Source organism: Arthrobacter terrae (genome assembly GCF_015708085.1).
Lineage (GTDB): Bacteria > Actinomycetota > Actinomycetes > Actinomycetales > Micrococcaceae > Arthrobacter_M > Arthrobacter_M terrae.
This window is the reverse complement of record NZ_JADNYM010000028.1, coordinates 23,834-45,876: the sequence shown is the minus strand read 5'-3', so window position 1 is coordinate 45,876 and position 22,043 is coordinate 23,834. Positions and strand designations below refer to the sequence as shown.

Sequence of the window (22,043 nt, the reverse complement as noted above, 5' to 3'; positions counted from 1 at the left end):
TGAGGGAACAGCAGCGCTAAACCATTTCACAAAATATCCACGGAGCCGATGGATCGTGATGAGTTTCCGGCTCTCCCGCTGCCTGCGGACTCGGTGTGATTGAGGCGGCAAACTACTGCGCGGCTATCCGGCTGACGGTTAGTTCTGTTTCGAGCCCGCGCTGGGCCCCAGCAGCGGCGCCAGCGCACGCCATCGGGCAATCTCGCACCCGTCCGTGAGCTGGAAGCGACAATTGACCTGGCGGCCCTTGAATTGTCCGCTGACAATAGCCACTTGCGGGCCACCATACTGCTCAGTGCAGCGCTGAGGACGGCCGCGGCGAGGGAAGAAGATGCCCTCACCGTGGAGCTCCAGGGCGGTCAGGGCTGCGGCTGCATCCATGACAGTCGACTCCGGAGTGGGGATCCCGCTGTCCGCTATGAGGCGCAAGACAGCGTCATCTGCGCCGGGGTACGGCGTAATCCTGATGGTGAGGTCGATCCGGTTTTCCTCAGCTGTGACAATCATGCTGAGCCGCCGGCTCCGCCGAAGAGATCTTTGGCCGCGTCCCATGCGGCTATTGCGCAGCCGTTAGTGCGGGAAAATGATGCGCTGACGGTCTTCTGGTCCAGCATGCCGGTAACGGTGGCCTGCTGTGGTCCGCCATACTGCTGGGTGCACGCTTGGCCCGCATTACGGGCGGGGGATTCAAGAAGCGTGGGGTTGTTCTTGATCAGTGCACAGGCTGCCTCGGCGCTGGGGAGCTGGCTTCCGGGAGCGGGAACACCATTCGTGCAGGACAATGTGTAATGTACCGCAGGCACGCTGTCCGATGGCCTGACCGTGATGGCCAAATCTGCGTTGCCGGCGCCTGGAATTACGCCCGGGGAAGAGGCGGCGGCAGGGGGAGCTGAAGGCTGCGGGGTGGTTGCGCCTGGGCGGCCAGAAGTTCCGGACCCCGGGTCCGCAGAGGCAGCGGCCGTAGAGGAGAACACCGGGGAGGTGCCGGAAGAGGTGCCTGCTGCGTCCGTGTCCGCCGCACACGCAGCGAGTCCGCCACACATCAAGACGGCCAGCACTGCTTGGGTTACGAGCTTGCGCATCCGGGGGCCTCCTCGTCTTTCTCTAACCCTACTCCGTCACATGTTGGCTGCCAGGGCCGGTGCGGACGAGGGGAGCAGCCGCAGAGGTGCGGCTGCACGAGGACCTAAGCGAGGGAAGTGCAGCTGCGGGTGGGGCGGCCGGCGGGAACAGAGTGAGGAGACGGGCCCGGGGAAATTCCCTATGCAGCGGTGGAGCTTCCGCCGGAACTTCCCGAGCCGCTCGATGCGCCAACACCGGCAGGGGTCTTGGCAGCAGAATCCTTAGAAACAGAGCCTGCAGAGGAGGATTCCTTGGCCGGTTCCTTGCTGGATCCGTCCTTGCTGGAACCGTCCTTGCCCGAACCATTCTTAGCAGCAGCCGGGAAGCCGCCGCCCTTGCTGTCCCGGGAATCCGTGCGGTAGAAACCCGGTCCCTTGAAGACGACGCCTACGGAATTGAACTTCTTGCGCAGCGCCCCCTGGCACTCGGGGCAGATCGACAGGGAATTGTCAGTGAATGACTGAACGATGTCGAAGTTGTGGCCGCAGTCCTTGCAAGCGTAAGCGTAGGTTGGCACTGATTCTCCTTCTAAAAACACGGGACAGAGCCATCGCTAAACCCGAATACGTTAGCAGTCTATGGCCCTGAGTGCCAATTCTAACACTTCCTTACATGTGGTCGGCCGCCGTTGAGACGTAACGGACCGGAGTCAGGACGCCATCCACTGGTGCATCCCACGGCTCGCGCCCGATTACACCGGCAGGCAGCAGCTCGTGATCGTAGACCATGGCAGCGGTCGGCGGACGCTCACCGGCCGGCCCCAGCGAGGCGAGGAACCTGTCGTAGTACCCGCCGCCGTGGCCGAGCCGGATTCCGTGCACGTCCGCTGCCAGGGCGGGCAGCAGAATCCCCGCCGCTTCCTTCATGAAAGCTGCCGGCAGCCGTTCCCCCACGGGTTCATCCACCGGAGCCAGGGCGCTGCGAAGCATCGGAATACTTGGCTGCCAGTGAACCCAGCTAAGCCTGAAGCCGACCTCACAGACCGGCACATAGACCTGGTAGCCGGCGTCCGTCAGTGCACAGAGGACGCCGTCCGTTGGAGGTTCCGTGCCGCTGGAGAGGTACGCGCCAATCCGAAGGGCAGCAGGAAGGAGAGTAGCCCCGGCCCCGGGCGGTCCGCAGACGTGTCGCCGGAGAAAAGTTGCCCACTGGAGGGCCTGCTCGACGAAATGGTCGCCGGCGTCGGATCTGCCGTCGTCGCCCATTGCCTGCCGCTGCGCGCGCAACAGCGCCCGCAGTTCGCTCTTTTCCGACATTGTTTCCCCTTTTACAGCAACTGTTGCACCGCTGCGACCAAATTTCATTATCCTCAAGTAGCCTAGGACAATGACTTCTGCACCCCGAGTTCGCAAGGCCGTAATTCCCGTTGCCGGATTGGGCACGCGATTCCTCCCGGCCACCAAGGCCATGCCCAAAGAAATGCTCCCCGTCGTGGACAAGCCCGCCATCCAATACGTCGTCCAGGAAGCCGTCAGTGCCGGCCTTGTCGATGTCCTGATGATCACCGGGCGGAACAAGCGTGCGCTCGAAGACCATTTTGACCGGGTGCCCGACGTTGAGCGCACGTTGAAGGCAAAGGGCGACGACGACCGGCTCGCGGCCGTGCAGCTCGCCACCAAGCTCGGCGAAATCCACTACGTCCGGCAGGGCGATCCGAAGGGACTCGGCCACGCCGTCCTGCGCGCCAAGACGCACGTCGGGAACGAACCGTTCGCCGTCCTGCTCGGGGATGACCTCATTGACGAGCGCGATGAACTGCTCACCACCATGATGGACGTGCAGGCGAAAACCGGCGGCTCCGTCATTGCGCTGATCGAAGTGGAGCCCGAGCAGATCTCCGCTTACGGTTGCGCCGACATGGAGGCCATTGACGGCGAAGATTACGTCCGTGTACACCGGCTCGTGGAGAAGCCGAGCCCGGAGGAAGCGCCCTCCAACCTGGCCATGATCGGCCGGTATGTGCTGCATCCGGCCATCTTCGAGGTCCTCGAAAAAACGCCGCCGGGGCGCGGCGGGGAAATCCAGCTCACCGACGCGCTGCAGACCATGGCGACCCGGGAGGGCGACGGCGGCGGAGTTTACGGAGTCGTCTTCCGCGGCCGCCGCTATGACACCGGTGACAAGCTCAGCTACCTCAAGGCAGTAGTAACGCTCGCGTGCGAGCGGGACGACTTGGGCCCCGAATTGCGGCAGTGGCTCGGTGGATTCACGGCACAGCTGCCGGCCTAGGCGCATGTGGGGGGATTCCGGCTGGCCGGTGACGCTGGAATGCGGCGACATCATCCTGCGACCGGTGAGGTATCGGGACAAGAAAATCTGGAGCGAGGTGCGCCGGCGGAACTTCGCCTGGCTGGCCCCGTGGGAAGCCAGCAGCCCCGCTGCCGGCGTGCACCCGCCCACCTTCGCAGGGATGGTCCGGGCCCTGAACGAGCAGGCCAGAGCTGCCACCGCCCTGCCGTTCATGATCACGGAACGTCAGAGCGGGCATGCGGCACCGCAGCTGATCGGGCAGCTGACGGTGTCCTCGATTTCCTGGGGATCGGCGATGATGGCGACGCTGGGCTATTGGGTGGATCAGGACCGCGCCGGCCGCGGCGTTGCCCCAACCGCCGTCGCGATGGCCACCGATCACTGCTTCCGTAATCTGGGCCTGCACCGGATGGAGATTAACATCCGGCCGGAAAATGGTCCCAGTCTGCGGGTAGTGCAGAAACTCGGTTTCCGCGACGAGGGACTTCGGCCGCGGTACCTGCACATCAACGGACAGTGGACGGATCACCGCAGCTTCGCCCTCACTACGGAGGAAGTCCCGGAGGGGCTGCTGCCACGCTGGCTGCGGGAGCACCGCGGGGCTTAGCGGCATGCGGTGGGACTTTTCGCATAGCGTCGGCGGGGACCGGTGTCGTAGCGGCATGCGGGATAAACCCATCCAATTGAAGAGCGCCCCGCGACACGCCCTGAGCGAATGCCCGGTCCGGCACGATTCCCCCTTAAAGTTGAACCGTGGACGCACCCCTCAATACCTCAGTGATCCTACTCGTCGCTGTTACCCTATGGCTGGTGTGGGTTGCTCCATATGTGCTGCGCCGACAGAAGCCAATCCCGCTGGCGGACAGTCCGGCCGCGGTCCCGGAGGCGCTCGTCATTGACGCTTCTCCGGCCCCTCGCCCAGACGTTTTCATGGCCATGGAAACTCAGCCGACGCAGGAGACACAGATGGACACGACGAAGAATCATGACCTCCGGAATGGTGCCGTGATGTCCGATGCCGGCAAAACCGGTGCCAGCGCAGCCCGCGTCGTGTCGCGGCCGGCCCCGCTGAAAATCCGCTACGGCCGTACCGCGCTGGCACTGCTCGGCGTACTCGCACTGCTGGCTACCGTCATTGGCGGCGGACTCAGCCTACTGGGCCTGGCCTCGGGTCTGCTCCCCGCCGCTGCCGCAGTTATCTTCGTCGGGTCACTGGCACTGCTGCGCAGCCTTGCCGTGCGCGACCGCAAACGTAAAGTCGAGGCCGCCTTCCGAGCTGCCATGGGTTCCTCCAGTGCGCCGATCCGCAGCACTGGCACCGTACCTGCCGCCGGCCGGCCCGCCGCCGGCCGTGCCGCCGTCGCCGTCTTCAACTCCGCCGATTTTGACGCGGCCGACGCCGCAAAGCAGAACCAGGAAGCGGCGGCCAGGAAACCGCTGACCGCCGCCGAGCTTCGCCGGGCGGCCCTGGAAGTTGCCGCCCGCGGTGCCGCCGATGCCGAGATCGCACACACCCGCACCGTCGCCGAGCCCGAACCCTGGCAGCCGGTGGAACTTCCCAAGCCCGCTTACGTCCAAGCCGCGCGTGCGGACCGCGCTGCACCCGCGCCGCTGGAACTCCCCGCCGCGCCCAAGGCCGCAGAAAAGACGTCCATCAAGGCCACCGAAGCGGCAGCCGCAGCCAGCAGCCCATCATCAGGTACCGCGCCGGTGGGCAACGCCGGGGCCGGGACCGCCGCGACCGGGACCACCGCGGAAGACGCCGGTGCCGCCGTCGTGCCCGATACCAAGCCCTCGCATGGCCTGACCAATCTCGACGACGTCCTCCAGCGCCGCCGCGCCTGACGCGAGCCTGATCCTCGCAACAGTCGGGCGTGACTCGCATCTTAGCCAGTCTTTAGGCGCGCTTTCGCGGCGCTGGCGGACCAGAATACCAGGCCGGGCCGGCCTGGTATTCCCTTGACCCGCGGAGCCGGATAGTCTGCTCAAATGGCAACAATTGCGGTGGCCGGCGGTACCGGAAGGGCCGGACGAATGGTGGTGGCCGAGGCACTTCGACGCGGCTTAGAGGTTCGCTCCATCAGCCGGCACCGCCCCTCGCCCGACAGCCCCAAGAGCATTTCGGACGCAGAGTACGTCACCGCCGACATATCCTCCGGCCAAGGGCTCTGCGAGGCACTGGCCGGCGCGGACCTGCTGATCGAAACCCTGGACGCCAAATCCGGTGCAGCGCTCAAAGTCCTCCCCGCCACCAGCGGCCGCCTGCTCCGTACAGCCGCCGCAGCAGGAATCCACCGGGCCGTTCTGCTGAGCATCGCCAACGCCGGGCAGGCCGATTACGGCTACTACAAGGTCCAGGCTGCCCGCGCCCGGCAATACCAACGCGCAGCCCTGCCCACCGCCGTCGTGGCCGCCACCCAGTTCCACGACCTCGTCGCGGGCATCTTCAGCTCCGGCGCTCGCTACGGGCTCATCCCCGTCATCCGCGGCGTCTCATTCCAGCCGATCGCCACCGCAGATGTAGCCCGTGCCCTGGTCGACGCCGCCATGGAGAGTGCTCCCGGCAGTGCAGAGCTGCACGGCACCCGCATCATCGGCGGCCCCGAAGTCCTCACCATGCGCCAGCTCGTCGGGCAATGGAAAACCGCCACCGGCCGCAAAGGCATGACCACGCCGTTGCCCCTGCCCGGCAGCCTGGGCCGCTTCCTCCGCCAAGGCGGCAACCTGGTACCCGAGCACGCCGCCGGCACCATCACCTTCAGCCAATGGCTCGAGTCCCGGGCGGACTGAGCGAGCTGGCGGTTATGGGCTGGGCTTCCAGCTGCCGTCGCAGCTGCCGGCGCTGCGCGACGTCGGTGGCCCCTTCCGGGAGCCTGTCGCCACCTCAGCGTCGGCGCATCGATGGCTACGCTTGCAGCTGCGTTTGGAAAGTCCGGGGGAGGGGCGATATTGTAAAGAGGTCGATGGCATTGCCGTCGCGGGGCTATGGCGCAGTTGGTAGCGCGCTTCGTTCGCATCGAAGAGGTCAGGAGTTCGAATCTCCTTAGCTCCACGACAAAAGCTCTCTGACCAGCGGAAACGCTGGGTTGGAGGGCCTTTTGTTTGGGCGAAATGGGGCTTAGCCGACGTTTACCCGACGAATTGAACGCAAACTAACGTGAATTTAGACTACTGTCGGCCTCGTCGAAGAAGGGCTTTTGCGCATGGAGTGGCCGAGTCGAAATGCGGAACCGCGGCGTCCGATCTTCTTCTGAAGATTCGGCTACGGCCCGTGGCTGGCTGGGCTGAGTAGCAACTAGTCCTGGCCGAATTGTTCAAGGGCATCCGTGACGTCAGGTGTTTCGGCCGCCTTGGCGATGTAGTGCTTCTCCGTTATGGCCGGTCCGGAATGGCCAAGTTGGGCGGCAGCCTGCTTGGAACTGTACTCACGATCGATGAGCGTTGCGACCGACTTACGGAACACGTGCGGCGTCACCCATTCGAAGCCAGACCCCGATCGAGCGTCGCGCCACTGTCGACGAAAATTGTGGGGGCTGCGAACGGTGCCCGATGAGGAGGGGAAAAGCATGTCCTCAGGCTTGGGATGCTCCAAGTGTTGTTTGCGGAGGAGCGTCTTGGTGGCAAAAGGTGGCAGCTTGACGGTCCGGAAGCCGGCCTTGGTCTTGGGATGGTCTTGTCGATAGGTGCCGCGGCCTTTTTCCATGACCACGGTCCCTGAGATGATGATGGTTGGGGGCGTTGCTTTGAGGTCGAGATCCTGCCAGCGGATCGCCAGGACTTCGCCGATGCGTGCACCCGTTGCCAGAAAGATGTCGAGTACGTCGACAAGGTCGGATGCCCGTGGGCGGCCCTGGTGGTCGGGGTCGTCCTGCCATTTGCGAATGATGGTTCTGAGCTTTTTGACGTCGCTTGGTGATAGGGCGCGGACAACCTTCGTGCTTATCTTGATCGCGCCGACATCGCGGATGGGATTGCTGCGCAGGGCATCCTGCCGAACGGCGAGTCCCAGGACGCCGGTGAGCACGATCTTGGCATGTCGGGCGGTCGTGGCGTGGTCCAGTGCGACATTTTTCAGGAACCGGTCCAACCGACCCGTGGTTATTTCGTTGAGGCGCAAACCAGCTAAGGCTGGGGCGATGGCGCGATTGTAGGTGTCCTTATATCCGTCGATGGTGCGTCGTCCAGCGCGGCCGTTGTTTTCGATTTCGTCGAACCACAGGGCGCTGAGTTCGGACAGCCGCATGCTGGGAGTTATGCCAGATTCCACGTGGGCTTGACGGTCTTTCAGTATGGTTATGAGCGCACGTTCGGCGCCGGCGCCTGTATCGCCCCATGCTTCAACTGCCCGCGTTATGCCATCTGTGTCTCTGTAGCGGGCGGTGGCATGCCACCGACCACTACGGACCTTTTGGCGGCGAATACGTCCCCAGGAGCCGAGGGGCAAGGGCGGGCGCGGGGACATTATGCCTCCAAATGCTCAGCTATCCAGGCCTCGAAGTCACTCCGGACGACGCGGACGTGCCTGCCGACCTTGTGGGCGCGGGGACCCTGATGGTTGACCCGCCACTGGTAAAGGGTCTGTTCCGGGATGTGAAGGATGTTGCAAATGTCCCGTGGTGATAGCCATTCTTGGGCAGCCGGGCTGGGCGTGCGATTGAGAGCTCTGTTCGCTAGCAGTTTGCTGTTCAATGGTTTGAAGAGCCGGCGGAGGGGGCGGCTTCAACGTGGGACTGGAGCCACTCGTCGAAGTCATGCCGGTCAATGCGCAGATGACGGCCAAAGCGGTAGGCGCGCGGCCCAATTCCCTTGACTCGCCACTGGTAGAAGGTTTGCAACGGAATCTGCAGTTCATTGCAGATTTCGGTGGGGGAGAGCCACTGACTGGGCGCCAAGTCGGTTCGGCCGTCGTGCTCGGTGTAGATGGTCATCACGGTGCCTTCCTCGGTCTTGCCAACGCTCGGGCGCCGACAAGCTGGATTCGATACCTAACCATGGCTGGAAATGGCTTTTACTACGTGACCACAACGAAGAAGAGGTCTTCGTCCTATTAGCTCACAGCCACGGAGCAAAGAAGTGGCGCACCTGTGCCAGTTCATCGAATACCTGGGGCGGGTCGACTGCATATGCTGGGCGGAAATCTGCGGAAGGGGTGTCCGTGATGCCGACAATGCCGGCCTTCGAGAGGAGGCCAAGTGCCCTCGTAACCGTGACCGCATTGAGCGACAGCGCCGTGGATATCTCGCGGGCGGTGGCAGGGCCGCCGGTGATCAGCATGTGCACGATTCGGCCGCGTGTCAGATTCATCAATACTGAGGGTTCCATGGAAAACGCTCCCTGGCGGCGTGCGAGACGCTTTTTGGATCTGTCTATTTTAGAAGGTACTCCCACTTAGTCATGGTGTAAATCCTGCCCATCGACATGACTGTGGATAACTGGACGTGGTGATGGGCCACCCCGACAGGATCCAGCGGGAGGCGAAGTCCGTGTACGAACATCCGCAAATTGAGGCATTTTTGCAGGCTGCGGCAAGCATGCGCGACAACAGGTACTGGGCGAGAAACCGGCAGGAGCAGCTCGCGTTTCTTGGTGTACTCCGGGACGTCATGACCGAAGTTTGTTTTCATCTTGACCACAACCTGGTCCTGGACCCGACAGGGCTGACGGCGTTTGCGACCGTAGCCGGAATCCAGAGTGGCGTGCCGTGGTTGGACGCCAGTGCAGAATCGGCGCTTCTGCCATGTATCGATGACGCGATCCAACGATACCTTGCGGCGCTGGAGACCACGGACAATACTGGAGGAGACCCGGAGGCGTGGCCAAGCATTATTGGCCAGCCGGCCCCGCCATCGTGAGGAGTCCGTCGTGAGTGCTGGAGGGGGCACTACATCTAACGCGCCGTCGCCTCAACTGGTCATGAGCAGGCGCATTAACCTGCTCTTGGACGCTGCCGCAGAGAAACGCGGCGACACTGTGCTCTTCCCGGAGATTAAAGCTGAGCTAGCAGCGCGAGGCGTGGGCATGTCGCGGGCCCGATGGTTTTACCTGAAGGACGGCACAGGCCCGTTGGTCAAGAATAAAAAAGTTTTGACGGCTATTTGTGGCATGTTCGACGTAGATCCGTCATATCTATTGGACTTGGACTCAGCCGAACTTCCCGAGAGCATCCAGGCCAGGCTTGAATTCGTCAAAGCCCTGCGGGCTGCCCGCGTTCAGGCTTTCGCTGCACGTACTTTGGGCGACGTATCGCCGGAGACCCTAAACGCCATCACTGAGTTTCTGCGTCCCGACATAGCGGCAGCTGGTGACGGCGCTACTGGTTCGGTGCCGTCAAGTACTGCAGATGGGCTTCCAAAAGAACCCTAATTCGGTCCGGGTTGACTGAATATCTAGGTGCGCGACCGTGCCGACGCCCCGGCTCAACATCTGCACTGACAATTCCGGCATCTTCGAGAAGCACCAAGTGCTTGGCAACGCTGGCCTCGCTGGCCTCCACGTTGGCCACGATTTCGCCGCGTGGCTCCGGGCCGTGTTCGAGCAGGTGGCGGATGATTTCATTGCGCGTGCGGTTGCCAAAGGTGGCGACTGCCAGCTCGACTTCGTCTGACCATTCGGTGGCTGCTGGTTGCGTGCTTCGGGGCATGTCTTCATTCTGCCCCATAGTTGTCAACAGGGTAAAAATAACCCTTGACAATATATTCCTGATACTTGGACACTATAAATATTACTTTCTGAAGAGGGCTGTCCGCGATCGTTGACCACGCCCAGCCCGCTGTGTCCGGCCACCTGCCGGAACGATCTTGCCGCTACCAATGGCGTCCCCAAGATCTGCCGCGTAACGTCCAACGGCGTCGCGCTCGATATTCAGGCAACACACGAAGCGGTGATCATCATGGGTCCTTGGACCAGCGAAGTTCTTGAAACACCTGACACCATCACTGTTGATCAGTCCCTCACCCGTTCACCCGAGCACGACATTCCTGTCGACCAGCTGATGCGGGCTGTCGAGGGCGTTCGTCCCTATGTGAAGATTCATCTTGGCAAGTTTGGGTTCTGTGACGATGTGGACGACGTGTTGCAGGACATTCGCTTTGCCGCGTGGCAGGGTACTGTGCGCGGCACCTACCGAGCCGTTCCTGGGGTGAAGTTTGATGCTTGGGTCCAGGGGATTGCCTGCAACTTGTGCGCACATCATGTCCGACGCAGCATCGCCACGTCGGTGCTACCGCTGGACGAGCAGTATGAATCCGGCGTCAACAGCCTGACGGACATCCACATGATGCGTCTTGATGAGCAATCAATCAACCACGTCTGGGCCACGGAGGTTTTGCAGTTTGTTAAAACGCATGTACCTGAACGCACTTGGGAACTCGCCCTGACCAGTCTTTCCGGTCGGAAGACTGAACCACTCACTGCGCCGGCCATCGGCGCATCAGCCCGCACGTGCTGGCACGCCATCTTCGTGGTGCGCCAGATGGCACTGACTGTGAGCCACGCCCTGGATGTCGATCCGCAGCAGATTGTTGACCTCGCAACCTTGCGAACCTCTACTGTTGCTACACTTCCGAACCCTCTGCTCCAGCTCATTGCCGGCGACGTCGTTCTGCCTGCTGTGCTGGGCAACGCCCGAGCCGCCGCCGTCGCCGGTGTCGCCGAAAAGGCTGGCGTCAGCGTGCGCTACGTCAAGGTGCAAGTCGGGTTGGTACGCAGCCTTGTGATGGCCGCCGAGGAAATTCTCCGCGCTGGCACCGGGATTGAAGATTCCGTCATCGAAACGCCTGTTGCCTCGACAGTACACTCCCTGTCCAAGGCCTGATCAGCACAGGACGATGAGGTGGAACCATGAACGTGGGGTGGTTGACACGCAGAGGCAAGCCAAGCCGACGTCGGGCATGGATCCTGCTGCTGGTGACTGTTCTTGCTGTTGCCGGGATAGCAGTGGTGCTGTCGCTTCAGATGCCAGGGGCGGCTCCCGAAACGACTGGCAAGGCTCCGTCGAGTACCCCCCTGGCTTCACATTCACCCGCTGCACCCACTGCAGTGGCGCAGGCTCCGGCAACAAGCACGCCATCGGAGCCGCCGGAAGTTTCAGCTGATGAACCGTCCACCCTGGACTTTCGCCAATTGGCCACAACGGCTGCCCGCACCATCTACACATGGGACACGCGCAGGGCCACCTACTCGCAAACTTATGGAAGGATTCGCGCCTGGTGGCATGTACTGCCTGATAGCTCAAACCCGTTGACAGTCTTCGCCGAGCAATTCGAAGCCACGGGGACCAATGCCGCAGCATATGCGTCCCTCACCGGGGCTCATGGATACCGCACAGCCAAAACCGTGAATTCGGCGTGCGACGCGCAATTGGCTCAATTTGTCCAGCATCCCCCACCTTGGGTTGGCCTGCATCTCTGCACGGTGACTTTGGCCGTGACGGAGCACGCAACGTCAGGCACGAACAGTTATACGGCGCCCATAAGCGTGGTCGTGAACTGCCCACCGGCCGCCACAGCTCCCGCTAATAGGTGTGAGATGGTGGCGTTCTACGCGTCACCAGACCGAATCGTGTACTGATGCCGGCCCCCGCGCTCCTTCTGGGAGTGATCAAGAAGAGGGCAGTGCTGCGACTTATCGGGGCGGTGGGCAGCGCGCTGGTGCTTTGTTGTGTCATGGCCTTCTGCGGGTCCATCGCTTTGGTGGCTTTCGCCTCTCAGGGAACGACGACGACATGTGTGGGAGTCGCCACCGGTGCGAGTGCTACGGTATCCATAGCGATACTCGGCCAAGCGCCGGCTATGTTGAGCGCTTCACAAGCGACTGTGGCGGAGTCCTACGTTTACGTCGGCCGAGCCCGGGCAGTCCCACATGATGGCATCGTGATCGCCCTGATGATGGCGCTCCAAGAATCCGGGCTGCAGATGCTGGCTAACACCTCTGTGCCTGAGTCCCTGAATCTTCCTCACGACGGCCTTGGCAGTGACCACGATTCCGTTGGCAGCGCTCAGCAGCGCCCATCGGCGGGGTGGGGAAGCGTCGCGGAGCTTATGCAGCCGGCCTACAACGCCGAAGCATTCTATGGCGGGCCACAGGGTCCCAACCGTGGATCCCCTCGGGGGCTTTTAGATGTACCAGGGTGGCGGCAGATGGACAACGGCGCCGCAGCACAAGCTGTACAAGGATCCGCGTTTCCGGAGCGATACGCCAAATGGCAGCCCGAAGCCGAAGCGATCCTTGCGGGGCTCGGAGCATCGACGACGCCTCCTGCCTGCGATCCCGACAAATCAGGACCCGCGCAACCCTCGGTACCCTCCGATTTGAGCCAGCTCCGACGTGAAGTCCTCGCCTATGCCCAGGAAGGAGTCGGCGGTGCATATGTCTGGGGTGGAACGGCATTCAAAGCTTGGGACTGCTCCGGTTACGTCCGATGGGTCTACGGTCAGGCCGGCGTCCAGTTACCTCGAACAGAACAGTGGACGGCGGGGACACTCACCACCGTCCCGCAGCCGGGTGATCTCGTTGTACAGAATCCCGATGGTCCCAACCACTGGGGCCACGTCGGCATCTACGCCGGCAACGGCATGATGTACAGCGCATTGAACCCTGTTGTGGGGACATTGCTGCATCCAGTCGCGTGGAATGGAGGCACAGCCTACTTCTACCTAGGCTTGCCACCTGGCAAATAGGAGGTCGTTGGTGACGCTCGTTAGTTGATATCGGGAAGATAAGTCGTGGGGAGATCGGCGCATTGTGGCGGTGTTCTGTGTTCGCTTGGTGGCGCTTATCACTCAACCGGGCTTTGAGTCGTCTTACATGGCATAGGTTTCGAGACACTTAAGTTATGAGACCCGACTTAGAGCTGCAGCGCGGATTGGAGTGTCTTCTTTCCAACTCCGACTCCAAGCACATACTCGCGGTCGGAAGCGATAACATACGCGACTACCCAGAATTTTCGCTGACCGGTCGCTGACCTCAACAGAGCGTTCCGCGCGTTTCCTCAACTGACATTACGCCATGGGCCATGACCTACAGGCGAGTTCAGACAGGAGTACAGTACGGTCCGAAACGCTGGCCGCGTTCCAATCCTGCTTGGCCGCCAGATCCTTCGTAAGGACGTACTGCGACTGCTCGTAAAGCTCGCGTTTGTTTATGAATGGTTTACTTCCGGCTTGATGATTCAGCTTCTTTTCTAGAAGTGCGAGATTGCCGATTTGGTTGATCACGCTCGGGTCAGCAGTAGAATTTTGAACAGATTGCGGCAGTATGTGTTCGATAGTGACGTTCCTGGAGTACCACTCCAACGCCCGCTCGGGGCGGCCTGCTTTCTCATCGCTAGCCTTTTCGAGCATGGCAAGGAGGTACTTCGCTCGCGATACAGAAATATCACCGTAGGTAGTGAAAGCCAGTATGAACTCGGAATCCGGCGGAATAATACGCCCGAGCAAGTCTCTGGCTCCAGTCTGGTTCGTGACTGTCTTATCGCTAATTCGAGCCGCAGTTTCACCGAATGCATCTTCGGCGACACCGCCGCCAAGCCTCCCAGCGAATTGTGCCCTGACCGACCACTTCGCAACTTTTACGAGAAGTTTTGCTGCGTCCACCTTCTTCCATGTTTGAAATGCCGCGATTAGCACCGGAAAGCTGGCTTCAAAACCGAAGCGCCGGTACGCGTAGAGGGCATCCCGTACATCCACGTTTACGTCAGCCCAAAACGGGCTTTCTGGTTCGCGAAGCGCGCCATACACCGCTTGAGCTTTAATGAGACCTTGTATGTATTTCTTGACGCGCACAGAGCTGCCATTTACATCGGTTTGAATTGATCGGTAAAGTTTTCGACTCGACGTCGGTCCCTTTCGAGACACGTACTCATATCGCAAGAACTTGACCAGATCGTCCGGCTTTTCAAAGTTCGATTCAAGTGATGTCCACTGGCTTTCAACGAAGTTGAAGTAGTGCTTTGAGGCGCTAAAGAGATAGTTCTTCAGCAAGTCTGCTGTTGTTAGATCTGCCCCCCGATCGTTAAGCGTTTCAAAAATTACGTATGCCTCGGGTAAGTCGCTCGCCACGGCCACAAGCACCTGTACTTGCTGTTCGACCTGAGTCGAAACTTCCAACAGCTTTCGGTAGTCCTTGGCCTGGGGGGCCAGCTTCTTTAAATGAGCTGCACATGCGTGATAGCAAGCTTTGAGGGGGTTGTCACTCGGCAAGTCGTCGGCGCGCTCTTCAAGGAGCGCGTCGTATGCGAACTGATCTTTTGGGCTCAATATTAGACGCTCGACGTCATCATCGACGGAAAGAACATAGCCCCGAAGAAAACGTTCGTTGATCGCGTCCGCCTGCTTCTTTTTGCCATAGCCGCGCAGTCTGTCGCGTATAGCGATCAGGAGAATCGCAGTAGTGGCAAGGCGCTGCTGCCCATCTACGATCTGGCGCCGACCACCGGAATCCGACGAGACTGCAAACACGACGGTGCCCATGAAGTACGAGACCTTTTTCACCCGGGCTTGATCGAGATCGCTCAGGTACTCGTCAACGTTGCTCTCATCCCAAGAAAAGCTGCGCTGAAACCGCGGAACTTCTAGGAGGTGATCCGCAAGCAAGTGTCCAAGCTGATCATGATCGAATTCGGTAGTCTCTGCCACGGGACCTCTCTCTGTCTATGACATCATCTCGCATTTATCAATCCTGCTGTTTCCGACGCTCCGGCGCGATGGATTCGTCTTGCATGCTATGGATACAAGACGTCGTACCGAACGAGCGAGGTCGACGACGGTAGTGCTCCAATTTTTCGAGGAGTGGCGTGTTCGCCCGCGGCCGGCGATTCCCATAACTATGTCTCGAAACCTTCCGGCTGAATCGCTGTATCCACCGTTGGTTGCGAGACACATAGGAGGAGCCCGTGATGAAAGCTGATCGGATATGCACGCGTTTCGAAGCGGCAGTTGTCCACCGACCGGCAGCGGGCGGACCTGGCAGAGGGCGGGTAACTGTACTTGTTGATGTTCAGTCATGTAGTTTTCTCTCCCCGCCGCCATGAAGCAAGTGAACAAAACGTCCACGCATGTGGGCAACCAGCGATTGGAGTTCACGATGTTGTATCTGGCCGCGGTAGATCCCGGGATCACCCCAAACACCAACTTTCCGTTTCTTGAGTCGCTCAAGCAGATTGGGGGCGGTATCCTCGTCGGGGCGTTCATAGTGATCGCCATCGTGGCGATCATTGGCGCCGCCATGCTGCTGGCTGGCAAGCTCAGCCAGTCCTCTCGTCTGGCTTCCGGCGGCGGGATGATCCTGCTTTGGACGGGGCCGGTGGCCGCGATCCTAGGTGGCATCAATGGCTACATCCTGTGGTCACAGAGCGCATTTAACCTCGGGTTCTAGGCTCCGCTCATGCTACCGATGGTCAAATGTGACCTGGGAGGCTGGTGGCCGCCCGGCTGCGGCATCGTCTCCCAAGCCAACGATAACTTCGCCTCGTCCGTCACGTCCTACATTGCCGGCATCCTCGAGAACATGGCGTCATGGATGTGGTCGTTCATCTCCGGTGCTTTCGGTGTCTCAGACATTGACGCATCGGAGTGGGGCATTGTCAACGGCCTAACGAACTGGTGGGTTGTCGTCATGATGACACCACTGGTGGTGGTCATGATCGTCCAGATGCTCGCGGGGCTGGTCAGCCAACAATCGCGGCGCATAGGCCGTGCACTGCTCGGCGGAGCTTTCGCCATTCCGCTGGTCTACCTGGCCACAAGCCTCATGAGCAAGCTCTCCAGCTTCACTGACTCAGCGTCCACGGCTCTCCTGGCCACGCTAGGTAAAGATCCCTTTGTCGTGTTCATGAGACTGTTCGGCTTCCAAAAAGCCGAGGCTGGTTCAGGCCGTGAATGGGACGTCGTTTCGCTCAGCTCTGGAACAGCGGACGGCCCGACCGGTGCAGTGGTCGTCACGGCCATCGCGGTCCTCGTCGTGTGGATATTGTCGTTCATCCTCATGTGCTCGATGATTTTTCGTTCGTTCGCGCTGCTTGTCCTGGCAGCCGTGGCGCCGGTGGCTCTCATGCTCCTGCCGTGGGAGAGAACCAAGTCTTGGAGCAGAGTGTGGTGTGAGACGGTCATTGCGCTGTTGATTGCGAAGCCGCTCGCTGCGACTGTCCTGGCAGTTGCAGTCAAACTGTTTGCGAATTCGACGTCGTTCAGCGGGCTTGCGTCTGGCGCCGTCGGGATGGTCCTGGCCTGCGGGGCGCCATTGATGGCCCTCAAGCTAGTCAGTTTTGCTGGCGGTGAAATTGCCGGGGCTGCCCAAATGGCGGGCGGTGGCCATGTGGCTAGCCGCGCTGGAAGCTTCACGGGCCGTCAGCTTGGCCGCCAGTTTGGTGGCAAATTACACATGCCGGGTGTAGGCAGTAAAGGGCCGACGCCTGTGGCGTCTAAGCACTCGGCGACACCTCTGCGCCCGAATACCTCCATGCACCCTGGCGCCAGCAAAGCCTGGATCGATAACCCGACCCAGGCTGCGGGACCAACTGCATCGAGTCCCAAAGCCCAAGGCCCGGCTTCCGGAGGCTCGCAGGGGCCCGGGCCCGCCACGTCAACAGCCTGGCCAATGCCACCGGGGCCGGCGGCCAAAGGTGGACAGGTGGACCCCCCTGTAAATGACCACCAGCCATCGGCAGCACCTGGCCGATCGGACCCGACTCCGGCGGCGCCCACGACCTCCCGCTACCCACATAGGAGCCATGGCTCGCAAAACAGGACCACAAGTCCACAAAACGCGAGTACGTTCGGGCCTGCATCGAAGCCAGTGACCCGCCCAAGCTTCGAGTCTGATGCGGTACCCAGGAATCAACCACCCCGCCAGGTGCCAGTCAACCCTGCAAGCCCGGTGGACCCGTCCGGGCACCTGCCAAAGAACCCGCCCACCAATGGAGATGGTCACCATGACTGACGACACCCACATTCTGCAACCTGTCCGCTTCCCGCGCCACGAACGGCACGGCCTGTTCATGGGGCTGCAGTGGTACCAGCTTTCGTTGGTCGCTCTGGGAATGCTAGTCGCTGCACTCGCATCCGCAACAGGCGGGCCCCTTGCCTTCATTCTGACAGGGCCGGTTTGGGTGGGTTTGCTGCTGTTTGGTGTCCTGCACTACGCGCGGATCCCATACCCGGTGTGGGCCTTGACGGCATCGGTGTTTTTCCTGCGCTCGGTGTTGAACGAGACTCGATACCTGGCACGGCCGGAGCAGCCGCAAAAAGTCGGCACCATGGCATTGCCGGGAGGGCTGGGCAGCCTGGAACTGTTCAAAACAACAAACGGTGAAGGGTTCATTCTGGACCGGAGCGGGAACGAAGCCATGGTCTCGCTCCGCTGCACCACGACGTCGTTTGCCCTGATGGACAGCGACGACAAGGCGTACGCCGTTCAATCCTGGTCTCGGGTTCAAGCGGCCATGGCAAGTCGACCAGCCGTCGCGCGCATTGCGATTCAGGACTACACCGTGCCATACCCGTCGAGCGCCCTGCGGGCCTACTACGAGCGTGCCGTGCCACCGGAGCGCATCGCAGACGCACAGTGGGGCGACCTGTCCTACCTTGATTTGATCGCTGCAGCTGGATCGTCCATGAGCCACGAGATCATCATGACGATCGTCCTGGATACGGCCAAGGCGCGCCACCGGATCAAGGATGCCGGGGGAGCGATGGCTGGCCTGGAACATGTTCTGCGTTCCGAGGCGGAGGCTTTCAGTACCGGGCTGAAAACTCATGGTGTGACGGTAACCGAATGGCTGTCAGACACCGCCATAACCGCAGTGCTCCGTGGCTCCTTTGACCCTGCCGCCGTGGCGAAGTGGGCGGCAGCAACCGGAGGCGGCAAAGGCAGTACTCCGGTGTCGCCGGGCCCGATGGCCACCGACGAACATTGGACGTACCTACGCACTGATTCCGGCTTCCATCAAACGTTTTGGGTCGCGGAGTGGCCTCGTCAGCAGGTCTATCCAGGGTTCCTGCAACCGCTGATCTATGTGGGGGAGTTCCGGCACACCATCTCCCAAGTCATCCGCACAGTGCCCACTGACCAGGCATTGCGGGACATCCGTTCGGCGCAGGAGGCCCATGACACCCGCCGCCGAATCAACGCCCGCCTGGACCGTCCACTGACCCGCGAACAGCGGGCCGAAGAGGAGGAAGTCGCCGAGCGCGAGGAGGAGATCATCGCCGGTCATGGGGATGTCCGCCCCGCAGCCTATGTAACTATCACCGCGGATACTCTCGATGAGCTGTCCCGCTGCAGGCAGGAACTTGAATCGGCTGCCGCAGGGGCGTTTGTCGAGTTGCGGCTCATGGCCGGGCAGCAGTGGCCGGCGTTCATCGCCGGGGCGCTGCCCTTGGGAAGGGGATTGAAATGAACAAGCACGTTGCCGCAGTCAGCATCGCCCCAGCCGGGGAGACTCACAACCAGCGGCAGGAACGCCTGCGGCGCGAGCGTTCCCTGGCCACCGCACCGAGGCTGTCATTACGTGAGCTGCGGGCACAGCAGGCAGCGGAAACCGGAGGCAGCGCATCAGCTGGGGACTGGGGTAAACGGGAAGGGGCCACACTCTGGGGCCCGCACAGGGTGCACCCAGCCCCGCACCGGGCCTCTACCCTGACCATGGCGGCAGCGTACCCGTTCCTCACCGAGTCCGGGCTCGGCTCGGAAGGAACCTACATCGGCACCGACCTGTTTGGCTCCGGAGCGTTCTGCTATGACCCGTGGGTCATGTACGACAAAGGCTTCATCAGTGGCCCGTCCATCGTTGTCATCGGCACCGTGGGCACCGGAAAGTCCATGTGCGGCAAATCGCTGGTCACCCGCTCCATCACCCTCGGACGCAAAGCAGCCGTGGCCTCGGATCCGAAAGGAGAATGGGTTCCCGTAGCCAACGCCATCCCTGGCGGCAAGGTCATCTCCGTAGGGCCCGGGCGGGCAACCCGGGTCAACCCGCTCGATGCCGGCCCCCGCTCCAGCGAGCTGTCCGATGCTCAGTGGCTGGCAGTGGTGCGGCAGCGACGCCGCTACCTGCTCGTGGCCTTAGTTTCGCTTATGCGTCCGGGGGTCCCGCTGAGCCCGGTGGAGCATACGGCGCTGGACATGGCGTTGACGGATGCCGTTGCCGCCAACAGTACCCCGACGCTGCCCATAGTGCTGGAGTACCTGCTCAACCCCACCCCAGCGACGGCCGCACTCGTCGGACCGAAAGGTGGGACCGGCGTCGGACATTCACTGCGGAGAACAGTCTCAGGTGACCTGGAGGGCATGTTTGATGCACCCTCAACCGTGGCTTTCGACGCCGATGCCCCAATTATGGTCATGGACACCTCGGCCCTGATTGGAGCCTCGGAACAAGCGCTGTCTTTGGCAGCTGCCTGTGGTGCGACGTGGCTCGAAGCTGCCGTAACGAATCCCGACGGGGCCAAGCGGATCGTGGTCTATGACGAAGGATGGCGGATGCTCGCTGATCCCTACATGCTCGCAAAAATGAGTGAGCAATGGCGTTTGGCCCGTAGCTACGGCATTTCAAATCTGCTCATTATGCACAAGATTGCCGACCTCAACGAGATTGGCGACAGCACCAGCGGGCTTCGGCAAAAGGCTCTCGGTCTCCTCACTGAAGCGGACACTCGGGTCATCTACAGGCAAAAGCACGACGCAATGCGCCTGACAAAAGAAGCACTGGGGCTGACCGAAGCCGAGTGCGTGCACGTCGAGAAGCTGCCCAAGGGCGTAGGCCTGTGGAAGGTCGGCAACAGGTCCTTCATCGTGGCGAACCAGGTCACCACCGACGAGCTCGCAGTCTTCGGCACCGACGAGAGAATGCTCTAATGCCGCGGCGCTTCGACGATGGCAACCCCATGGTCTCCATCGGGCTAATCTCCACGTCCATATACATCGTCCTGAACCTCCTCATCCAGGGCGCAGCCCACATTGCCTATTCATCACAATGCGGAGCTTCTGCCCCATGGGACTTCAGCCCCGCCGTCCTGCCCGGACTCATCAGCGGACGGATGCAATGGATCCTGCACGCACAGGGCACCTGCACCATAGGCACCGGTCAGATCTGGCTCATCATCGCGCCGGTACTCTTGGTTCTGGCTGTCGCAGCGCTCGCAGGCATGCTCGGCGTGCGCACGTGGCGGCAATCCGGCGCCTGGCTGCGGCAGGACATCCTGAGCCGCGACGGCGTCGCACGACGGGCAGAAATTACCCGAGAGTTCGGTGCTAAGGCTGCGCTGAAGCGAGGCCGCTATACCCGCCCCGGTGCGAAGGATCCGAAAGTGGAGGAAGTCTCCTGGACCATCGGAAAATCCCGCGGTGTCACAGTCCACGTCTCCACCGAAGAATCCCTCGTTATCCAAGGAGCACCCCGCTCCGGCAAAGGCCTGTACGTCATCATCAACGCCATCCTCGACGCACCCGGCGCCGTCGTTACCACCTCCACCCGTGCCGACAACCTCGTCGTCACCATGAAAGCCCGCGCCACCAACGGCCGCCCCGTCACCGTCTTCGACCCGCAAGGAATGTCCGGCCTGCCCTCAACACTGCGCTGGTCACCCGTGCGTGGTTGCCAAGACCCCGACGTCGCCACACGCCGGGCACTCGTCATCTCAGCCGACGCCGCCCTCAAAGGCGAGAATGCCGCGTGGCAAAAGCGCTCGCAGATAGTGCTGCAATGCCTGCTGCACGCGGCCGCTCTGTCGGGTGAGGGCGTTTCATCGTTTCGCCGCTGGGCATCAAACCCAGTGCTGGCCAGGGAAGCCCTCAACATTCTCGGACGGCCCGAAGCTGCACTGGGGTGGCAGGCAGACCTAATGGGCATCATCGACGACGACCCCCGTAACACCTCCAACTCCTGGATCGGCGTGACAGCTGCCGCTGCCCCGCTCTCCTCACCCAAGGTCCTTGCCGCGCTGGACCCGAAAGGCACCAGCGAGCAATTCGACCCCAAAGTCTTCATTGAACAACGTGGCACCTTGTACTTGATAGGAACGAAGAGCGGTGCAGCTGCCGCAGGTCCCTACCTGTCCGCGCTGATCGATGACATTGACTACGCGGCCAGGGAGATGGCGTTCGTCTGTGCTGGTGGCCGGCTCGACCCTCCACTGTCGCTCGTCCTCGACGAGATCGCCAATCTATCCCCGTGGCCAGGCCTGCCAGTGGCACTTTCAGACGGCGGCGGCATCGGCATCTCCACCCTTGTGGTTCTGCAGTCACTGTCCCAGGCCCGGTCCGGTTGGTCCATGGACGAGGCCGCCACCATCTGGGACGCGGCCATCATCAAGGTTATCTTCGGCGGCGGCTCGGACGAACGGGACCTCCGAGCACTCGCTGGCCTGATTGGTGAGCGGACATTGACGTTTAACACCCGTTCATGGTCCGCACAAGGCCGCCAGGACGGCGAGCAAATCAGGGAATCACCGGTAATCCCGCTCCATGAAATCCGCCGCCTTCCCGCCGGGACTGCCATCATGCTCGGCCGCCGCAGCCGCCCCATTCTTCTAGACCTGCGCGAATGGCACAAACGCAAAGATGCAGCGCAATTGGGCCGGTCTAAGGAGCAAACAGAGCTGGAACTGCTCACCGGCCACCTCAAACGACAAACGGACCAGCAAGTGGCCACCGCGGCAGAAAAACAGGAGTCATAG

The 22,043-nt window shown here is 61.6% G+C and carries 23 protein-coding genes and 1 tRNA gene; 14 read left to right on the top strand and 10 right to left on the bottom strand.

The window, feature by feature from the left end:
- Window positions 1-138: 138 nt before the first annotated feature.
- From IV500_RS18355 to IV500_RS18340, 4 genes are all read right to left on the bottom strand, one after another.
- The gene (locus tag IV500_RS18355; protein ID WP_196398268.1) at window positions 139-507 is read right to left on the bottom strand and encodes a serine protease inhibitor; all 369 of its coding nucleotides are present in this window, start codon (window positions 505-507) and stop codon (window positions 139-141) included.
- Entirely contained in the window at window positions 504-1,082 is a 579-nt protein-coding gene (locus IV500_RS18350; RefSeq protein ID WP_196398267.1) for a serine protease inhibitor, read from the bottom strand. The genes IV500_RS18355 and IV500_RS18350 overlap by 4 nt, the downstream gene beginning before the upstream one ends.
- A gap of 179 nt (window positions 1,083-1,261) precedes the next feature.
- Window positions 1,262-1,639 (bottom strand): FmdB family zinc ribbon protein, encoded by a 378-nt coding sequence (locus tag IV500_RS18345; RefSeq protein ID WP_196398266.1) that lies wholly within the window; start codon window positions 1,637-1,639, stop codon window positions 1,262-1,264.
- 91 nt (window positions 1,640-1,730) lie between these two features.
- Window positions 1,731-2,378: a 5-formyltetrahydrofolate cyclo-ligase gene (locus IV500_RS18340; protein ID WP_196398265.1), complete on the bottom strand. Its 648-nt coding sequence runs from the start codon at window positions 2,376-2,378 to the stop codon at window positions 1,731-1,733.
- A gap of 70 nt (window positions 2,379-2,448) precedes the next feature.
- On the opposite strand from IV500_RS18340, the gene galU reads away from it, so the two are divergent.
- The 5 genes from galU (at window position 2,449) to IV500_RS18315 (ending at window position 6,424) form a co-directional block, all read left to right on the top strand.
- Window positions 2,449-3,351, top strand: coding sequence for a UTP--glucose-1-phosphate uridylyltransferase GalU (galU, locus tag IV500_RS18335; protein WP_196398264.1), 903 nt, complete (start codon window positions 2,449-2,451; stop codon window positions 3,349-3,351).
- Window positions 3,352-3,355: 4 nt separating this feature from the next.
- Window positions 3,356-3,979 carry a GNAT family N-acetyltransferase gene (locus IV500_RS18330; protein ID WP_196398263.1) on the top strand — a complete coding sequence of 208 codons (624 nt, stop codon included), beginning with the start codon at window positions 3,356-3,358 and terminating at the stop codon, window positions 3,977-3,979.
- A gap of 146 nt (window positions 3,980-4,125) precedes the next feature.
- Window positions 4,126-5,217 (top strand): hypothetical protein, encoded by a 1,092-nt coding sequence (locus tag IV500_RS18325; RefSeq protein ID WP_196398262.1) that lies wholly within the window; start codon window positions 4,126-4,128, stop codon window positions 5,215-5,217.
- A 144-nt stretch (window positions 5,218-5,361) separates the two neighbouring features.
- Window positions 5,362-6,162 carry an SDR family oxidoreductase gene (locus IV500_RS18320; RefSeq protein WP_196398261.1) on the top strand — a complete coding sequence of 267 codons (801 nt, stop codon included), beginning with the start codon at window positions 5,362-5,364 and terminating at the stop codon, window positions 6,160-6,162.
- A gap of 189 nt (window positions 6,163-6,351) precedes the next feature.
- Window positions 6,352-6,424 (top strand) — tRNA-Ala (locus IV500_RS18315).
- A 243-nt stretch (window positions 6,425-6,667) separates the two neighbouring features.
- On the opposite strand, the gene IV500_RS18310 is transcribed toward IV500_RS18315, so the two are convergent.
- From IV500_RS18310 to IV500_RS18295, 4 genes are all read right to left on the bottom strand, one after another.
- Window positions 6,668-7,615 (bottom strand): tyrosine-type recombinase/integrase, encoded by a 948-nt coding sequence (locus IV500_RS18310; RefSeq protein ID WP_196398260.1) that lies wholly within the window; start codon window positions 7,613-7,615, stop codon window positions 6,668-6,670.
- A 218-nt stretch (window positions 7,616-7,833) separates the two neighbouring features.
- A complete protein-coding gene (locus IV500_RS22330; protein ID WP_196398259.1) occupies window positions 7,834-8,061 on the bottom strand; it encodes a helix-turn-helix domain-containing protein in 228 nt (75 codons plus the stop codon).
- Entirely contained in the window at window positions 8,058-8,300 is a 243-nt protein-coding gene (locus IV500_RS18300) for a helix-turn-helix domain-containing protein (RefSeq protein WP_196398258.1), read from the bottom strand. Before IV500_RS18300 ends, IV500_RS22330 begins: the two co-directional genes overlap by 4 nt.
- Window positions 8,301-8,424: 124 nt before the next feature.
- Entirely contained in the window at window positions 8,425-8,694 is a 270-nt protein-coding gene (locus IV500_RS18295; protein WP_196398257.1) for a winged helix-turn-helix domain-containing protein, read from the bottom strand.
- Between the two features lie 119 nt (window positions 8,695-8,813).
- On the opposite strand from IV500_RS18295, the gene IV500_RS18290 reads away from it, so the two are divergent.
- Together IV500_RS18290 and IV500_RS18285 are read left to right on the top strand one after the other, a co-directional pair.
- Window positions 8,814-9,224 (top strand): hypothetical protein, encoded by a 411-nt coding sequence (locus IV500_RS18290; RefSeq protein ID WP_196398256.1) that lies wholly within the window; start codon window positions 8,814-8,816, stop codon window positions 9,222-9,224.
- A gap of 61 nt (window positions 9,225-9,285) precedes the next feature.
- On the top strand, window positions 9,286-9,735 hold the full coding sequence (locus IV500_RS18285; protein WP_196398255.1) for a hypothetical protein: 450 nt from the start codon (window positions 9,286-9,288) through the stop codon (window positions 9,733-9,735).
- Here IV500_RS18285 and IV500_RS18280 read toward each other — a convergent pair.
- A complete protein-coding gene (locus IV500_RS18280; RefSeq protein WP_196398254.1) occupies window positions 9,683-10,012 on the bottom strand; it encodes an ArsR/SmtB family transcription factor in 330 nt (109 codons plus the stop codon). The two genes, IV500_RS18285 and IV500_RS18280, sit on opposite strands and share 53 nt — an antisense overlap.
- Before the next feature lie 111 nt (window positions 10,013-10,123).
- On the opposite strand from IV500_RS18280, the gene IV500_RS18275 reads away from it, so the two are divergent.
- Entirely contained in the window at window positions 10,124-11,185 is a 1,062-nt protein-coding gene (locus IV500_RS18275; RefSeq protein ID WP_196398253.1) for a sigma factor, read from the top strand.
- 799 nt (window positions 11,186-11,984) lie between these two features.
- A complete protein-coding gene (locus IV500_RS21680; protein WP_312875984.1) occupies window positions 11,985-13,049 on the top strand; it encodes a C40 family peptidase in 1,065 nt (354 codons plus the stop codon).
- A gap of 321 nt (window positions 13,050-13,370) precedes the next feature.
- Here the strand turns inward: IV500_RS21680 and IV500_RS18265 are convergent, their stop codons facing one another.
- The gene (locus IV500_RS18265) at window positions 13,371-15,005 is read right to left on the bottom strand and encodes a DUF262 domain-containing protein (protein WP_196398252.1); all 1,635 of its coding nucleotides are present in this window, start codon (window positions 15,003-15,005) and stop codon (window positions 13,371-13,373) included.
- Window positions 15,006-15,396: 391 nt separating this feature from the next.
- Between IV500_RS18265 and IV500_RS18260 the strand changes: the two genes are divergently transcribed.
- The 5 genes from IV500_RS18260 to IV500_RS18240 are packed head-to-tail and all read left to right on the top strand — an operon-like array spanning window position 15,397 to window position 22,043.
- The gene (locus IV500_RS18260) at window positions 15,397-15,744 is read left to right on the top strand and encodes a hypothetical protein (RefSeq protein WP_196398251.1); all 348 of its coding nucleotides are present in this window, start codon (window positions 15,397-15,399) and stop codon (window positions 15,742-15,744) included.
- A 9-nt stretch (window positions 15,745-15,753) separates the two neighbouring features.
- Complete coding sequence (locus IV500_RS18255; RefSeq protein WP_196398250.1) at window positions 15,754-17,307, top strand: type IV secretion system protein; 1,554 nt, start codon at window positions 15,754-15,756, stop codon at window positions 17,305-17,307.
- Window positions 17,300-18,766: an SCO6880 family protein gene (locus IV500_RS18250; protein WP_196398249.1), complete on the top strand. Its 1,467-nt coding sequence runs from the start codon at window positions 17,300-17,302 to the stop codon at window positions 18,764-18,766. Before IV500_RS18255 ends, IV500_RS18250 begins: the two co-directional genes overlap by 8 nt.
- Window positions 18,763-20,223, top strand: a complete 1,461-nt coding sequence (locus IV500_RS18245) for a putative type IV secretion/conjugal transfer ATPase (RefSeq protein ID WP_196398248.1) — start codon at window positions 18,763-18,765, stop codon at window positions 20,221-20,223. Before IV500_RS18250 ends, IV500_RS18245 begins: the two co-directional genes overlap by 4 nt.
- Complete coding sequence (locus tag IV500_RS18240) at window positions 20,223-22,043, top strand: type IV secretory system conjugative DNA transfer family protein (protein ID WP_196398247.1); 1,821 nt, start codon at window positions 20,223-20,225, stop codon at window positions 22,041-22,043. The genes IV500_RS18245 and IV500_RS18240 overlap by 1 nt, the downstream gene beginning before the upstream one ends.

Excerpts from the sequence above, each read along its gene's own strand:
- IV500_RS18350 (WP_196398267.1), bottom strand. The coding sequence starts at position 1,082 with ATGCGCAAGCTCGTAACCCAAGCAGTGCTGGCCGTCTTGATGTGTGGC.
- IV500_RS18285 (WP_196398255.1), top strand. The coding sequence starts at position 9,286 with ATGAGCAGGCGCATTAACCTGCTCTTGGACGCTGCCGCAGAGAAACGC.
- IV500_RS18340 (WP_196398265.1), bottom strand. The coding sequence starts at position 2,378 with ATGTCGGAAAAGAGCGAACTGCGGGCGCTGTTGCGCGCGCAGCGGCAG.
- galU (WP_196398264.1), top strand. The coding sequence starts at position 2,449 with ATGACTTCTGCACCCCGAGTTCGCAAGGCCGTAATTCCCGTTGCCGGA.
- IV500_RS18280 (WP_196398254.1), bottom strand. The coding sequence starts at position 10,012 with ATGCCCCGAAGCACGCAACCAGCAGCCACCGAATGGTCAGACGAAGTC.
- IV500_RS18320 (WP_196398261.1), top strand. The coding sequence starts at position 5,362 with ATGGCAACAATTGCGGTGGCCGGCGGTACCGGAAGGGCCGGACGAATG.
- IV500_RS18240 (WP_196398247.1), top strand. The coding sequence starts at position 20,223 with ATGCCGCGGCGCTTCGACGATGGCAACCCCATGGTCTCCATCGGGCTA.
- IV500_RS18295 (WP_196398257.1), bottom strand. The coding sequence starts at position 8,694 with ATGGAACCCTCAGTATTGATGAATCTGACACGCGGCCGAATCGTGCAC.
- IV500_RS18355 (WP_196398268.1), bottom strand. The coding sequence starts at position 507 with ATGATTGTCACAGCTGAGGAAAACCGGATCGACCTCACCATCAGGATT.
- IV500_RS18330 (WP_196398263.1), top strand. The coding sequence starts at position 3,356 with ATGTGGGGGGATTCCGGCTGGCCGGTGACGCTGGAATGCGGCGACATC.
- IV500_RS18250 (WP_196398249.1), top strand. The coding sequence starts at position 17,300 with ATGACTGACGACACCCACATTCTGCAACCTGTCCGCTTCCCGCGCCAC.
- IV500_RS18300 (WP_196398258.1), bottom strand. The coding sequence starts at position 8,300 with ATGACCATCTACACCGAGCACGACGGCCGAACCGACTTGGCGCCCAGT.
- IV500_RS18260 (WP_196398251.1), top strand. The coding sequence starts at position 15,397 with ATGAAGCAAGTGAACAAAACGTCCACGCATGTGGGCAACCAGCGATTG.
- IV500_RS18255 (WP_196398250.1), top strand. The coding sequence starts at position 15,754 with ATGCTACCGATGGTCAAATGTGACCTGGGAGGCTGGTGGCCGCCCGGC.
- IV500_RS18245 (WP_196398248.1), top strand. The coding sequence starts at position 18,763 with ATGAACAAGCACGTTGCCGCAGTCAGCATCGCCCCAGCCGGGGAGACT.
- IV500_RS18310 (WP_196398260.1), bottom strand. The coding sequence starts at position 7,615 with ATGCGGCTGTCCGAACTCAGCGCCCTGTGGTTCGACGAAATCGAAAAC.